The organism is Streptomyces sp. NC-S4, from assembly GCF_054353315.1.
In genome coordinates this window covers 2,723,952-2,737,836 of the sequence record NZ_CM135937.1, presented here as the reverse complement: position 1 = coordinate 2,737,836, position 13,885 = coordinate 2,723,952, and the positions used below count along the sequence as shown (strand labels likewise).

At 73.5% G+C, this 13,885-nt stretch carries 13 protein-coding genes; 3 read left to right on the top strand and 10 right to left on the bottom strand.

Going from position 1 to position 13,885, the window contains the following annotated elements; genetic code table 11:
- Positions 1 to 13 precede the first annotated feature (13 nt).
- From ACXNSR_RS11935 to ACXNSR_RS11910, 6 genes are all read right to left on the bottom strand, one after another.
- The gene (locus ACXNSR_RS11935) at positions 14 to 1,060 is read right to left on the bottom strand and encodes a PDR/VanB family oxidoreductase (RefSeq protein ID WP_458642039.1); all 1,047 of its coding nucleotides are present in this window, start codon (positions 1,058 to 1,060) and stop codon (positions 14 to 16) included.
- Complete coding sequence (locus tag ACXNSR_RS11930; RefSeq protein WP_458642038.1) at positions 1,057 to 1,974, bottom strand: metal-dependent hydrolase; 918 nt, start codon at positions 1,972 to 1,974, stop codon at positions 1,057 to 1,059. The genes ACXNSR_RS11935 and ACXNSR_RS11930 overlap by 4 nt, the downstream gene beginning before the upstream one ends.
- 126 nt (positions 1,975 to 2,100) lie before the next feature.
- Entirely contained in the window at positions 2,101 to 3,573 is a 1,473-nt protein-coding gene (locus tag ACXNSR_RS11925) for a hypothetical protein (RefSeq protein ID WP_458642037.1), read from the bottom strand.
- Positions 3,574 to 3,725: 152 nt separating this feature from the next.
- The gene (locus ACXNSR_RS11920) at positions 3,726 to 5,657 is read right to left on the bottom strand and encodes a hypothetical protein (RefSeq protein ID WP_458642036.1); all 1,932 of its coding nucleotides are present in this window, start codon (positions 5,655 to 5,657) and stop codon (positions 3,726 to 3,728) included.
- 72 nt (positions 5,658 to 5,729) lie between these two features.
- Positions 5,730 to 6,521, bottom strand: coding sequence for a tyrosine-protein phosphatase (locus ACXNSR_RS11915; protein WP_458642035.1), 792 nt, complete (start codon positions 6,519 to 6,521; stop codon positions 5,730 to 5,732).
- A gap of 25 nt (positions 6,522 to 6,546) precedes the next feature.
- Positions 6,547 to 7,134, bottom strand: coding sequence for a rhomboid-like protein (locus ACXNSR_RS11910; RefSeq protein WP_458642034.1), 588 nt, complete (start codon positions 7,132 to 7,134; stop codon positions 6,547 to 6,549).
- A gap of 63 nt (positions 7,135 to 7,197) precedes the next feature.
- Here ACXNSR_RS11910 and ACXNSR_RS11905 point away from each other — a divergent pair, with 63 nt between their 5' ends.
- Both ACXNSR_RS11905 and ACXNSR_RS11900 read left to right on the top strand, forming a co-directional pair.
- Positions 7,198 to 7,950 carry a hypothetical protein gene (locus ACXNSR_RS11905; RefSeq protein WP_458642033.1) on the top strand — a complete coding sequence of 251 codons (753 nt, stop codon included), beginning with the start codon at positions 7,198 to 7,200 and terminating at the stop codon, positions 7,948 to 7,950.
- A gap of 63 nt (positions 7,951 to 8,013) precedes the next feature.
- A complete protein-coding gene (locus ACXNSR_RS11900; RefSeq protein ID WP_458642032.1) occupies positions 8,014 to 9,453 on the top strand; it encodes a PepSY-associated TM helix domain-containing protein in 1,440 nt (479 codons plus the stop codon).
- Between the two features lie 93 nt (positions 9,454 to 9,546).
- Here the strand turns inward: ACXNSR_RS11900 and ACXNSR_RS11895 are convergent, their stop codons facing one another.
- From ACXNSR_RS11895 to glnII, 3 genes are all read right to left on the bottom strand, one after another.
- Entirely contained in the window at positions 9,547 to 10,152 is a 606-nt protein-coding gene (locus tag ACXNSR_RS11895) for a winged helix-turn-helix domain-containing protein (RefSeq protein ID WP_458642031.1), read from the bottom strand.
- Positions 10,153 to 10,498: 346 nt separating this feature from the next.
- Entirely contained in the window at positions 10,499 to 10,828 is a 330-nt protein-coding gene (locus ACXNSR_RS11890) for a hypothetical protein (protein ID WP_458642030.1), read from the bottom strand.
- A 119-nt stretch (positions 10,829 to 10,947) separates the two neighbouring features.
- Positions 10,948 to 11,967 (bottom strand): glutamine synthetase, encoded by a 1,020-nt coding sequence (glnII, locus tag ACXNSR_RS11885; protein ID WP_458642029.1) that lies wholly within the window; start codon positions 11,965 to 11,967, stop codon positions 10,948 to 10,950.
- Positions 11,968 to 12,306: 339 nt separating this feature from the next.
- On the opposite strand from glnII, the gene ACXNSR_RS11880 reads away from it, so the two are divergent.
- On the top strand, positions 12,307 to 13,176 hold the full coding sequence (locus ACXNSR_RS11880) for a Gfo/Idh/MocA family protein (RefSeq protein WP_458643279.1): 870 nt from the start codon (positions 12,307 to 12,309) through the stop codon (positions 13,174 to 13,176).
- On the opposite strand, the gene ACXNSR_RS11875 is transcribed toward ACXNSR_RS11880, so the two are convergent.
- Positions 13,169 to 13,720, bottom strand: a complete 552-nt coding sequence (locus ACXNSR_RS11875; RefSeq protein ID WP_458642028.1) for a hypothetical protein — start codon at positions 13,718 to 13,720, stop codon at positions 13,169 to 13,171. The two genes, ACXNSR_RS11880 and ACXNSR_RS11875, sit on opposite strands and share 8 nt — an antisense overlap.
- Positions 13,721 to 13,885: the final 165 nt, after the last annotated feature.

The following is a 13,885-nucleotide window of genomic DNA, read 5'->3' as shown; positions in this document are numbered from 1 at the left end:
TACTGGGGCGCGTTCACAGGTCCAGGACCAGTCGGTCCCCCTTCGCGCGGGAGACGCACAGCAGCATCGAGTCCTCCCGCTCCTGGTCGGTGAGGAGCTCGTCGCGGTGGTCCACCCCGCCCGCCAGGACCCGGTGTTGGCAGGTCCCGCAGAAACCCTGCTCGCAGGAGTACGGGGTGTCCGGCAGCTCCCGGCGCACCGCGGCCAGCGCGCTCTCGTCCGCCGCCACCTCGACGACCCGCCCCGAACGGCGCAGTTCCACCGTGAAGGCCCGGCCCGGACCGGGCTCGCCCGCCGGGGCGAACCGCTCCAGGTGCACCGCCGCCGGATCCGCGGCGGCCTCCGTGACGGCCCGCATCAGCGGCTCCGGACCGCAGCAGTAGACCAGGGTGCCCGGCCCCGCCGCGGCCACCGGGGCCAGGTCGGGCAGGCCGGCCTCGTCCTCGGGGAGGACCGACACCCGGTCGTCGTAGGGTGCGAGGTCGTCCAGGAAGGGCATCGAGTCGAGGGTGCGGCCCCCGTAGAGGAGGGTCCAGTCGGCGCCCGCCGCCGTGGCGGCCCGCAGCATCGGCAGGATCGGGGTGATGCCGATGCCGCCCGCGACGAACACGTACGAGGCCGCCGGGACCAGCTCGAAGCGGTTGCGCGGCGGGCGCAGTTCCAGCTCGGCGCCCTCGACCAGCCGGGCGTGCGCCTCGCGGGAGCCGCCCCGGCCGTCCTCGATCAGCCGGATCGCGATCGTGTAGCGGCCCTCGTCCGCCGGGTCGCCGCACAGCGAGTACTGGCGGACCAGGCCCGAAGGCAGGGTGACGTCCACGTGCGCGCCCGGGGTCCACGGCGGGAGGTCCGGTGACGCCAGGACCAGCTGCAGCACGCCGTGGGCGGGCTCCGTGCGGGAGACGATCAGCGCACGCAGCGTGCGGCGCGGGGAGTGGCCCGAGACCGGAGCTTCCAGGGCCGGCAGCGGCCAGAGCGGGGAATCGGCGATGCGGCGCTTCAGGGCGCGCCTGGTCATCCAGGCCGCGCCCAGGGCGGCGGTGACCGCGAGGGCGCGCCTCATGCCCGCACCCCGCCGCCGTTGCCGCCGTGGCCGCCGTTCGCACCGGGGGAGGCGGCGAGATAGGCCACCGCCTGGGCCGTCGAGCCCTCCTGCGAGGGGTGGTAGGTGCGGGAGAGGTACTTCGGGATGGACTTCAGCATCGCTCCCGTCGACGGGAGCACACCCTGCTGCCCGGCCACGAAGAACTTCCCGAAGGAGGCCTTGCCGTCCACCAGGTGCGGGTCGTTCTCCATGAAGAAGCGCACCCCGCGCTGCCACAGGAACACCAGGGCCGAGAAGGCGGTCGCCCAGGTCCGCGCCCGGCGCCGGTAGTTGCCGTCGACGTGCATGAACAGGTCGAAGGCCACCGAGCGGTGCTCGACCTCCTCCGCCCCGTGCCAGCGCAGCAGGTCCAGCATGGTGGGGTCGGCACCCCGCCGGTCGAGCGCGTCGGCGTTCAGCACCCAGTCGCCGAGGAACGCCGTGTAGTGCTCGATCGCCGCGATCATCGCGACCCGTTCCATCAGCCACCAGTGGCGGGCCCGGCCGGGCGGCAGGGTCCGGTCGCCGAGGAGCTTCTCGAACAGCCAGTCCACCTGTGCGGTGTAGGGGGTCGGGTCCAGCCCGAGCCGCTTCAGGTGGGGGAGCACGTCGTCGTGCGCGGTGGCGTGCATGGCCTCCTGGCCGATGAAGCCGACCACGTCCGCCCGCAGTTGCTCGTCCTCGATGTACGGGAGCACCTGCTTGTAGACGTGGACGAACCAGCGCTCTCCGGCGGGAAGCAGCAGGTGCAGCACATTGATCATGTGCCCGGCGAACGGGTCCCCGGGCAGCCAGTGGAGCGGGGTGTCCTCCCAGCCGAAGGACACGTTCCGGGGCCTCAGGTCCACGTGTTCCGACGCCACGGGGGCGGGCGCGAGCGGCGTATTAGACATAGCGTCAATGTACTGACGGGTAGGTGGGAGGTGAAGCCCCCTGCGCGGACTTCTCCGGACATGCCACTGCCCGGGCGCGGGTGCGCCCGGGCAGTGGCACGCCGGTGTGCGTCAGGAGCCCGCGGGCTAGCGCCCGACGTGGCCGGTCGTGAGCGCCCACTCGCGGTTCAGGGTGCCCAGCGGGATCTTGCGCTCGAAGAGGGGCGTGCCGAACAGCGACAGCTGGAGCTGGAGGTTTCCGCTCAGGTCGAAGCCGCCGTACAGCGCCCAGGCGCCTTCGAGGGAGGTCTTGCCGTCGCTGGAAGCGGCCGCCTTGATCTCCCCCTCGCCCCGCAGGTACGGGGCGAAGTCCGCGGTGACGCCGACGGCGCCGTACAGGCCGACGGAGGCCTCGGCACCGAGCGCGCCCTTGACCTTGCCGGTGGCGGTGACGCTCGCCCGGACCGGCGTGCTCTTGACGTTCGAGGCGCTCACCGGGGTCCAGCCCTTGCCGGCGGCGTAGCTGCCGCCGACCTTGAAGTCGCCCTTGACGTCCTGCTGGACGTCGAGGGTGACGCGGCCGTCGGCCTCCACCTGGATGTAGCAGGTCAGGTCGAGGTTGACGACGACCGGCACCGGGCCGACCTGGATGACGGGCGAGCTGTGCAGCTTGGCGAACGGGATCCGCTTGGGCGCTCCGGTGCTCGCGGCGGCGCGGCCCTGGAGCTTCCACTGCGAGGACCAGTCGCCGCTCATGCCGAGGAAGGCGCCGCGCGGACCGGGGGCGCCGCCGGTGCTGCCGTCGTACGCGAACTCGACCTGCGGGGCGAGCTGGACGAACCCGGACACCGAGGCGCCGGCCGAGGCCGGGGCGTCCTTCGCGGTGTCGATGGAGGCGTTGACGTCGAGCCGCAGGTTGCCGAGCGGCAGCTTCGCGCCCTCGGGGCCGAAGGTCAGGCCCGGGCCCTTGGCCCACGAGAAGGTGACGCCCTTGGTCAGGGGTTCGACGGTGACCGCCGCCGGGTCGACGGGGACCTTGCCGTCGGCCTTGTCGTCACCCAGGACGGCGGCCAGCGTGGTGGAGGCGGTCTTGACCTCGGTGCCCTTGTCGGTCTTGCCGACGACCTCGGTGACCTTGGCGAGCAGTCCGGCCGGGGCGCCGGGGGCGGGTGCGCTGGCGATCACGTCGCCCACCGCCACGGGCTTGTCGGCGTCGGGGGACTTGCCGGTCTCCGGGGACTTGCCGGCTTCGGGGGACTTGCCGGTCTCGGGCGCCTTGCCCGTCCCGGACGACTTGCCGGGCGAAGGCGGACGAACCGGCTCCGGCGCGGACTTGGCGATGACGGCCCGACCGCTGGCCTTGTCGTAGGAGGCGACCTTGAGCGTGGACTGCTCGGTCCTGCCCTTCCCGTCGGCCCGGGCCACGGCCGCCGGTGTGGGCGTTCCCTGCGGCGCCGCGGCCACGTCGAGCTGCTGGGACGTGCCGTCGGACGAGGGGGTGACGGCGGCGGGGGCGGCCGGTTCGGCGGCGCCGGTGTGGGGGGTCGAGCCGCAGCCGGTGGTGGTGAGGGCTAGGGCGGTCAAGCCGGGTATGAGGAGGCGTCGGGCGAGCGTGCGCACGTGGGGTGACCTTCGGGTGGGGGAGGGGTGTTGGGGTTACCGCTTGGTAACCGGAACCCGATCATGCCATGTATCCACCGCGACCGTCATGTCCGGATCCCGCCAACTACCCCACGGTTCCTGACGGTTGAAGCTTCACCCACCCCCAGGGGCTAACGCAGCACGCCCGCCTTCGTACCGTCCGTCAACCTGCCCGACAGATCCACCTGCGCACCCGCCGACGCCTTCACCGCCAGCCGGTTGCCGTTCGCCGAGCCGCTCACCCCGCCGCCCGACACCGACAGCGAGGCGAACTGCGCACTGCCCGCCGCCAGCACGTACCACTGGCCGGCCCGCGACTTCCACAGCACGCCCGCCAGCACCCGAGGCTCGCGCGGCCCGCAGGCGGCCGACCCCTCCGAGCGGGCCGCCTGCGCCGCCATCGCGGTGCCCGGGGCCAGGAACTGCGCCTGCACCCGGTCCGCCGCGCCCTGCCAGGTCTCGGCCCGCGTGCAGAGCCAGGCCGCCGTCCCGTCGCCCTCCGGCAGCGGCTGCTTCGCGTACGTCCACGCGTTGACCGTACGGACCCCGTGCGAGCGGACCGCCGGCAGCAGGCATGCGATCCGCGACCAGTCCCCGAGCTCCGCCGCCTCCGTCACGTCCCGTTCGGCACCCGGCGCACCCGACGTCAGCCGCGCCGGGGTCAGTTCACCGAGGTCGGTGATCAGCCGGGTGGCGCCGTCGCCCGTCACGGCCAGCGCGTTCCAGCTCGTACAGCTGCCCGCCGGCGCCGGACCCGCCACCGGCGGGGTCACCCCGTCCGGGGTCGGCTTCAGCGCCACCAAGGGCGCGGCGGGCTTGAGCAGGTCCCGCAGGGCCGTACCGGTGACCCAGGGCGCGGTGAGATAGCGGACGTTGCCGTCGACCCGGCTGAGCACCAGCGCGGTCGCGGTCTCCGCCGAGGCGCCGTCGGTCCGGGCGAAGTCGAGGGCGGCGCCCGCGGTTCCGGTCCGCGGTTCGGCGTAGCGGACCACGCGCAGGCCGTCGTACATCAGGACCACGACCGCCTGGTCCACGGCGCCCGCGAACAGCAGCTGCGCCGGGCCCATCGGCGGCCCGGCCGGCGTGCCCGCGGTGGCCGAGGTGACGACCGTGGGGCCCGGCCGGGCCCACACGGCCAGCGCCCGGCGCAGCAGCTCCGTGTCGCCGGCCCGGTCGCCGCGGGCGGGCCAGGTGGAGAAGTCCGTACGCGACGACGTACGCCAGAGGGCGGGCGCGGCCCGGACCAGCTTCGCGGGATCAAGCGCCTGCTCGGCCGCCGCGTTGCGCGCGTACAGCGGGGCGGCGGCCCCGTCCGAGCCCCAGCCACCGCCGGGCAGCGCGAGCAGCGCCCCGCACACGGCGAGGGCGGCCCCGGCGGCCAGCGCGGCCCGCCCGAGACGGCGCCGCCGCAGCAGGTCGGTGGGCCGGGCCTGGAGCACGCACGGGTCGAACTCGGGGGAGGCGAAGAGGGCGTCGTTCGCCGGATCCCCCGACTCCCGGGCCGCGCCGGCCGGATCCGGGACCCCGGCCTCGTCGAGCACCCGGAGCACCTCCGGCTCGGACAGCCGTTCCAGGGCCCGCAGCACGCAGGCGGCCCGCCCCGGCCCGTCGAGGGTGGCCAGCCACTGGTCGAGGGCGAGCTCCTCGGCCCCGCCCGAGCGGGGGAACAGCCGCAGCCCCCACACCTGGGGCAGCACCGGCGGAAGCTGCGCGCGGCGCGGCAGCGTCCGGAACGTCAGCGGGATCCCCGCCTCCAGGGCGGCGCGCAGCACGCGCAGCCGGACGTACGCGTACCCGGAGTCCTCCGCACCGTCCCGCTGCCCCGGAACCCCGCCCCGCACGGCCGCCGCGGCCGCCGCCGAATCCCGGCGCCCGCGCGGCAGCGCCCGCTGGACCAGCGAGTGGGCGGTGAGCACCCGCCGGTTGCGGCCGAGGGCGGGCGGCAGCACCAGATAGGCGAGCCGCACCAGCCGGGGGTAGTGCTCGACGATGGCGGCCTCGGCCTGCTCGACGTCCGGCGGCACGGGAGAAAGGGGGCGGGTGGCGGTATCCGGAGCAGTCACGTTCAGCAGAACGAGCGAATCGTCGGATGGTCACCGGTCCCGGCCCCCTGCCCGGGGTGCCGGCGTGCGGGTTCAGACCACCAGGCGGGCGCGCAACGTTTCGACCGTCCCGTCCGCGACACCGAGCCCCTCACGCACGTACTTCTCCATGGAGCCGTACCGCGTCTCGACCTCGTCCAGCGCCGCCCGCAGGTAGGAGGGGAAGACGCCGATCAGCGCGAGCGCGATGTCCGGGTCGCCGCCGGCCGCCGTGAAGCCCTCGATCAGCGGGGCGAAGGCCTGCTTCACCGCCGGATTGACGGACAGGTATTCGGCCATCAGCGTCTCGTCGTCCGCGCCGAGCAGCGCCAGGAGCACCGTCGCGCCCCAGCCGGTCCGGTCCTTGCCGGCCGTGCAGTGGAACAGCAGCGGGCCCGCGTCGGCGTCGGCCGCCTCCGTGAGCAGCATCCGGTACGCGGCCTGCGCCGATCCGGTGCTCACGAAGGACCGGTAGGTGTCGGCGAACAGCGCCTGCGCCCGCCCGCCGCCCAGGTGCTCCTCGGCCACGGCCGGGTCGGACAGCAGGTCCTTCAGCTGCGCGGCGGGCACCTTGGCGGAGTTCAGCTTGTCGGCGAGGACGTCGCCGACCAGGATCCGGGCGCCCGCGGGTATCCGGTCGGGGTGGTCGGCGCGCTCGGCGTCGGTGCGCAGGTCGATGACGGTACGCAGGCCCAGCCCGGCCACCACCGGGTCGGCGTCGAGGTCGAGCCGGTCGAGCTGACCGGAGCGCAGGACCAGGCCGGTGCGGACGGTGCGGCCGCCGGGGAGCGGGGTGCCGCCGAGGTCGCGGAGGTTGGCGACGGTGGTGGACGGGGTGGCGGTCATCGTGGCGGCTCCTGCGAGGTGTGGTTCATCTAATTTTCTGATGTTTCGGCCCGGAAAGGTAATCGAGGGCCAGCGAGACCCCGATGCCCACCCCGAGCGCCGCCAGGTGGCCGGCGTCCGTGAAGTTCCGCCCCCGGCGGACCACCGGCGCGGCGGCGAGCGCCAGCAGCCCCACCCGTGCGGCCGTACGGACCGCCCCGCGCGGCAGGGCCGAGGTCAGCGAGCCGAGCACGGCGTTGAACCCGTAGCTCGTCCCCACGTCCACCGCGCGCCGCGTCCGCGGATCGGCGGTCCTGCGCAGGACGCCGTAGACGAGGAGGGTCGCCGCGGCGTGCCCGAACAGGAACACCGCGGCCGCCCACCAGGCGCCGTACGCGTATTCGGCGTATCCGAGGACCGCGACGAGCAGCAGCGCGTAGGGCAGGGGCATGGGCTCCTCGACGACGAAAGCACTGCTCAGCAGTGTCTCCCAGCGTCCGGCGGCGAGATTTTCGACGTTCGTCGAGCAGTCCCGGAGCAGCCGCTCCCGCTCGGCCGCCTCCGTGCGCCCCAGGGCGTAGGCCCCGAACTGCACCCCTCCGGCGTACACCGCTCCCCACGGAATTGGATTCATCTACTCATGATCGGATAAGCCTCTGGCGGGAACCAAGGGCCCCCGTGCGAACATATCCCGGCCATGTTCGAATCATTCGCGCCGTTGCGCGCCACGCGAGCCGCAGTCTTCGCGGCGATGTGCGTCGCCCTGGGCGCGACGGGGCATTCGTACATGTCCGGAATGGACATCCCCTTCTTCGGCCTTCTGGGTGCTTTCGCGGTGACCTGCGGATTCGCATGGCTCGCCGCCGGACGGCGGCGGGGCCCCGTGGGCATCACCGCCGCGGTGCTCTCCGTGCAGGGCGTGCTGCACCTGGTCTTCTCGGGCAGCGTGGCCGCGAAGCCGTTCGCCGCCACCGCCCCGATGCACGGCCACCACCCCGGGTCGGCCGCGGACACCGGCGCCATGGCCGCCGAAGCCGCCGGTATGGCGGACATGGCCGGCTCGGCACACATGGCGGGCAGCACGGGCATGGCCGGCATGGGCGACATGGCGGGCATGGCCGGGCACGGCGGCATCGCCATGATCGCCGCCCACGTGCTCGCCGGGCTGCTCTGCGCCGCCTGGCTCGCGCGGGGCGAGGCCGCCGTCTTCCGGCTGGCCCGCGTCCTGGCCACCGCCGCGCTGCACGCGGCACGGCCGCTCGCCCGTGCGCTCGCCCTGGTCCGGGCCCGGGTGGCCGCCCCAGCGGCGCCGCCCGTCCTCCCCGCCCGGAACGAACGGCCGCGCCGCCTGCGCGGAGCCGTGCACGCCCATGCCGTGGTGCGCCGCGGGCCGCCCGGACGCGCTCCGCTCCCGCGTTCCACGGCCCCCGGACGGCCTGCCCACGCCTGACCTGGCGAAGCGGTGAGACCTGGGGCCCGAGTCCCCATGCCTTCACCAACCCCTAGGATCCCCATGTCTCTTGACGAGGCTCAAGACGTCCGCACCCCGGACGCCGAACCGGCCGCGACGGCCAAGAACCGCGGCGGCTGGGCCGCCGTACGGCCGCTGCTCCTGCGCATGCACTTCTACGCGGGGCTGCTCATCGCCCCCGTGATCTTCCTCGCCGCCGCCACCGGGCTGCTCTACGCCGCTTCCTGGCAGGCCGAGAAGATCATCTACTCCGACGAGCTGACCGTCGCCCGCGTCGGCGACAGCGCACTGCCGCTCAGCGCCCAGGTCGAAGCGGCCAAGGGTGCCGCCCCCGAGGGCGAGGTCGTGTCCGTGTGGCCCGCCCCCGACACCGAGGCCACCACCCGGGTGATCATGGAGAGCCCGGGCCTCCCCGAGGGCGAGACCCTCACCGTCTTCGTCGACCCGTATACGGCCGAGGTGCGCGGGCAGCTCGCCACCGTCGGCGACGCGCTGCCGCTGCGGGCCTGGCTGAGCGAGTTCCACTCCAGCCTCCAGCTCGGCGAGTTCGGCCGGAACTACAGCGAGCTCGCCGCGAGCTGGATGTGGGTGGTCGCGCTCGGCGGACTCGCCCTGTGGCTCGGCCGTCGCCACAAGCGCAAGTCGCAGCTGGTCCTCCCGGACCGGGCGGCCACCGGCCGGCGCCGCACCCTGTCCTGGCACGGAACCGTCGGCCTGTGGTCCGTCGCCGGCCTCCTCGTGCTCTCCGCGACCGGCCTGACCTGGTCGAAGTACGCCGGCGAGAACATCGGGCAGCTCCAGGACAGCCTCGGCGGCGCCACCCCCAGCGTCTCCGCCCAGCTCAACGCCGGGGCGACCGCCGGCTCCGACGAGCACGCCGGGCACACCATGCCCGACGGCACGCCGATGGCCCCGCCGCCCGCACCCACCACGGACGTCGGCATCGACAGGGCCGTGGACGCAGCCCGGGCCGCGGGCGTCACCGAGGCGCTCCGCGTGACCCTGCCCGCCAAGGGCAAGGGCTACGTCATCAAGGAGCAGGACAAGCTGGTGCCGGTGCACTTCGACTCGGTCGCCGTCGACCCCGCGGACGCCCGCGTCATGGACGAACTGCGCTTCGCGGACTACCCGCTGCTCGCCAAGATGACCCGCTTCGGCATCGACCTGCACATGGGTACGACCTTCGGGCTCGCCAACCAGATCGCGCTGGCGGCGCTCGCCGTCGCCGTGATGTTCCTCGTCTTCTGGGGCTACCGCATGTGGTGGCTGCGCCGCCCGACGAAGGACCGCAAGCTGTCCGTGGGCCGCGCGCAGCCGCGCGGTGCCTGGCGCAAGCTCCCGGTGACCGTGCTGCTGCCGCTGGCCGCGGTGACCGCCGTGACCGGCTGGTTCATCCCGCTGCTCGGGATCAGCCTGGTCGCCTTCCTCGCGGTCGACGTCCTGCTGGGCTTCGTCGCGGGCCGCAAGGCGAAGGCGGCGTAGCCGCACGGCCGCCGCGAACGGCCGCCGCGAACGAGGTGGGCCCGTACTCCCCCGGGGGAGTACGGGCCCACCGTCGTCCGGCCGACCTGCTCGTCAGGGCGCGTACTTGTAGCCGACCCGGCGCACGGTCTGGATCGCGGCACGGTGGGAGGCGCCCAGCTTGCGGCGCAGCCGGGCGATGTGGACGTCCACGGTCCGGCCGTCGCCGACGTGACCGTATCCCCAGACGGTGGTGACCAGCTGGTCCCGGCTGTGCACCCGGTGCGGGTGCTGCACCAGGTGGGCGAGCAGTTCGAACTCCAGGTACGTCAGGTCGAGCACCCGTCCGTCGACCTCGGCGGTGCGCTGCGCCGAGTCGATCCGGACCCGGCCGTCAGCCGGTCCGGCGGCCGGAGCGGGTGCGGCGGCCGCGGGAGCCGACGCAACGGCGGCGGCCACCGCCTGCGGGGCGAAGGCGATCGGAGGCTGCTGGTCGGCCGGTACGAGCACCAGGTAACCGATCATCGGCGGCTGGCCCGGCAGCGCCGGGAGGGTGTGCTGGGGCGCGGGCAGCCAAGTGGCCCCCGGCGGCAGGAGGTCCACGACCCGGGACACTTCGTCCCGGTCGACGGAACGCAGCCGGTGGCGCGGACTGGGCGGATAGGTCGGGGGAGAGGTCGCAGCGGTGGCGGCGGAGGAGAGGGAGCGGGTGTTCGCCATGAGTGGTCAGCTCTTTCACGCGGAAGGGTCGGCAGGAGACGTGCGTACGTCGTCGATGTCGATACCGCGCAGACCGAAGGCCTCGGGGAAGGTCAGGTGGGTGATCCCGGAGGCTTTAGAGGGCCGGCGCGTTCTTCGCGCGGCAACACTCCCGGTCGTAATCGTGATCCTGACGGGACGGCCAGAAAGGCTCGAGGTCGCTGCGACCTGACGAGGTGTACGAATGGCTGGCCATGGCCCCATTCAAGCAGAAGTCATGCCCCCGGGGCAGGTCTCGTCTCAGCCTGCGGATGGATATCTCACATGCCGAGCGACCGCCCCTGTCAATCCCGGACAAAGCCGACCCTCAGTCGAGGTGCAACGGCTGCCACCCCGGCCCGAGGTCCCAGCCCTTCTCCTGGCGGGCCCAGCGCGCCATCACCTCCACCACCTCGGCCGCCGCGGGCAGATGCGCCTGGAAATGCCGCTCCGCGGACCCGTCCCGGTACTCCAACTGATAGGCGCCGCCCTCGTCGTGCCAGACCTGTATGTAGACGTCCGGGTCCTCGACGATCCGCTCGACGACGACGAAGTGGTCCCCGTCCGCGCCGATGCGCTCCACGAGTTCGGACAACACGCCGAGCGTGGGGCGTTCGTAGAACTCGCCGCGCTCCGTCTGGATCCTGATCGCCAACATGGCCGTACCGTCCCACGCGGCACTGACAGCGCCCGCCGGCCCCATCGGGGCGCGGCGGGCGCTGTCAGTGGTGTCGGCGGTGTCGGCGGTCCTTGTGGTGCCGACGGGGCCGGTCGTCGTCAGACCAGGCCGTCCTTCTCCAGGCCCGCGCAGCAGGTGTCCGTGATGAGACGGGTCACCACGTACGGGTCCACGTTCGCGTTCGGGCGGCGGTCCTCGATGTAGCCCTTGCCGTCCTTCTCCACCTGCCACGGGATGCGGACCGAGGCGCCGCGGTCCGAGACGCCGTAGCTGAACTCGTTCCAGGGGGCGGTCTCGTGCAGACCCGTCAGGCGCTCGTCGATGCCGGCGCCGTAGTTCTTCACGTGGTCGAGCGGCTTGCTGCCCTCGCCCAGCGCCTCGCACGCGGAGATGATCGCGCGGTAGTCCTCGCGCATCGCCTTCGTGGAGAAGTTGGTGTGCGCGCCCGCGCCGTTCCAGTCGCCCTTGACCGGCTTCGGGTTCAGCGTCGCGGAGACGTTGAAGTCCTCGGCGGTGCGGTAGAGCAGCCAGCGCGCGATCCACAGCTGGTCCGAGACCTCCAGCGGACCGACCGGACCGACCTGGAACTCCCACTGGCCCGGCATGACCTCGGCGTTGATGCCGGAGATGCTCAGGCCGGCCGCGAGGCAGTGGTCCAGGTGCTTCTCGACGATCTCGCGGCCGAAGATCTCGTCCGAGCCGACACCGCAGTAGTAGCCGCCCTGCGCGGCCGGGAAGCCGCCCACCGGGAAGCCGAGCGGACGGATGCCGTCGAAGAAGGTGTACTCCTGCTCGATGCCGAAGATCGGCTCCTGGGCCGCGAACTTCTCGGCGACCGGACGCAGCAGCGCGCGGGTGTTCGACTCGTGCGGGGTCATGTCGATGTTCAGGACCTCGCACAGGACGAGGACGTTGTCGCCGCCGCGGATCGGGTCCGGGCAGGAGAAGACCGGGTTGAGCACGCGGTCGGACGCGTGGCCCTCGGCCTGGTTCGTGCTCGAACCGTCGAAGCCCCAGATGGGCAGCGCGCCGCCGTCCGCGATGATCTTCGTCTTGGAGCGAAGCTTCGCCGTCGGCTCGGTGCCGTCGATCCAGATGTACTCAGCCTTGTAGCTCACGGGCCCCATCCTCAGACTCTGCGGGTGCTGCTGGTCGCTGCTTCATCGCTGCGGTGATGACCGCAGCGTGCCCGCCCGCGATTTCCCATCCGTTGCCCGTGTGTGAACCCCGTGTTACCGAGGTTTGCACCGCAGGTCGGGCGGGTTGTGCGGGTTGGGGTCGGCCCGCCCGTCCGGGTGGGGCAGACTGGCCGCGTGAGCATTTCGTCTGACTGGAACTCCGCCGAGGGCCCCGTCGAGAGCGCCGCCGCACGCGTCGCCGAAGGTGCCGCCGCCACCACCGCCGACACCGCAGGCGCCGCCGATCAGGCCCCGGGCGGCCGCCGCCCCCGCGTCGGCCTGCTGGGCACCGGCCCCTGGGCGCACCGCACCCACGCCCCCGCCCTCGCCGCGCACGCCGGCTCCGACTTCGCCGGCGTGTGGGGCCGCCGGCCCGAAGCCGCGGCCGAGCTGGCCCACGAGTACGGCGTGAAGGTGTACGAAGACGCCGACGAGCTGTTCGCCGAGTGTGACGTCGTGGCCTTCGCCCTGCCGCCCGACGTACAAGCCGCCATGGCCGTCCGCGCCGCCGCCGCGGGATGCCACCTGCTCCTCGACAAGCCCGTCGCCACCACCGTGGAGGACGCCCGCGCCGTCGCCGAAGCGGCCGCGCGCCACCAGGTCGCCACCGTGGTCTTCCTCACCCTGCGCTTCGCCGAGCCCACCGCGGGCTGGGTCGAGGAACAGGCCGCACGCACCGGCTGGTTCACGGCCGCGGCCCACTGGTTCGGCGCCGTCTTCCCCTCCGACGGAACGCCCAGCGCCTACGCCGACTCGCCCTGGCGCAAGGCCAAGGGCGGGCTGTGGGACGTCGGCCCGCACGCCCTGTCCGTCCTGATCCCGGTCCTCGGCGAGGTCACCGCGATCAGCGCCACCCCGGGCCCCTCCGACGTGGTCCAGCTGGCACTCCGGCACACCTCGGGCGCGGCCAGCACCGCCGTGCTCAGCCTGAGCGCGCCGCGCGCGGCCGCCGGGGTCGGGCTCGAACTGCGCGGCACCGAGGGCGTGCACGAACTGCCCGACTGGAGCGACGTACCGGGCGCCTACGGGCGCGCCCTGGACGCACTGCTCACCGCGGCCCGGACGGGCGTTCCGGATCCGCGCGGCGCGGAGTTCGGAGCCCGGCTGACGGAGATCCTGGCCGAGGCGGAGGCGCAGCTCCCTACTTGATCACCGCGTTCGCCACGATGATGGCCAGGCCGATCGTGGCGTCCGCCATGCCGATCGCCAGGGCGGAGCCGAGCCGGTAGCCCACGCGGAGCGCGACGAGCGCACCCCAGGCGAACAGCAGGGCGGTGTTCAGCCCCAGCCCGACGGCGGTCACCGCGTACGCGTCCCAGCCGAAGAGCCCGGCTGCGACCAGCAACAGGACGGTGGGCAGGGCGGCCACGATCAGCGGCCACTCGTTCCACAGCGCCAGACCCAGCATCCGCCACCGATGTCCGGCGGAGTCTCCCTGCTGGGAGGCCATGTGGTGCGAGTACCCGTGCGCGAGCCCGGCGGTCGCGGCCGTCACCAGCACCCAGCTGGCGTCGTAGTACGGGGTGAACTCCTCCCCCTTCTGGTGCAGCGCGGCCAACAGCGCACTGGCCAGTACGGTCCCGTACACCCCGCCGAACATCCAGTCGGCCCCACGCCGCCCGGGCCACGAGTCCGCCCCGGCGGGAGGGGCCGACGGGGCCGCCTGGCCGTGTGGCTGCTGCTCCTCGTTCACTACGGGTCCTTTGGTCCGATACGTCCCTCTTTACTGCTCTGGCCACCCTAGGGGGCGGAAGGTGGGAGCGGGGTGAAGAGAGGCGGGGGCGGGGCGGGGGCTTCGGGGAACGGGAGCGGCCGGGGCGGCATCGGGCGGTGCGACGGGGGCTCCGGAGGGCGGGAT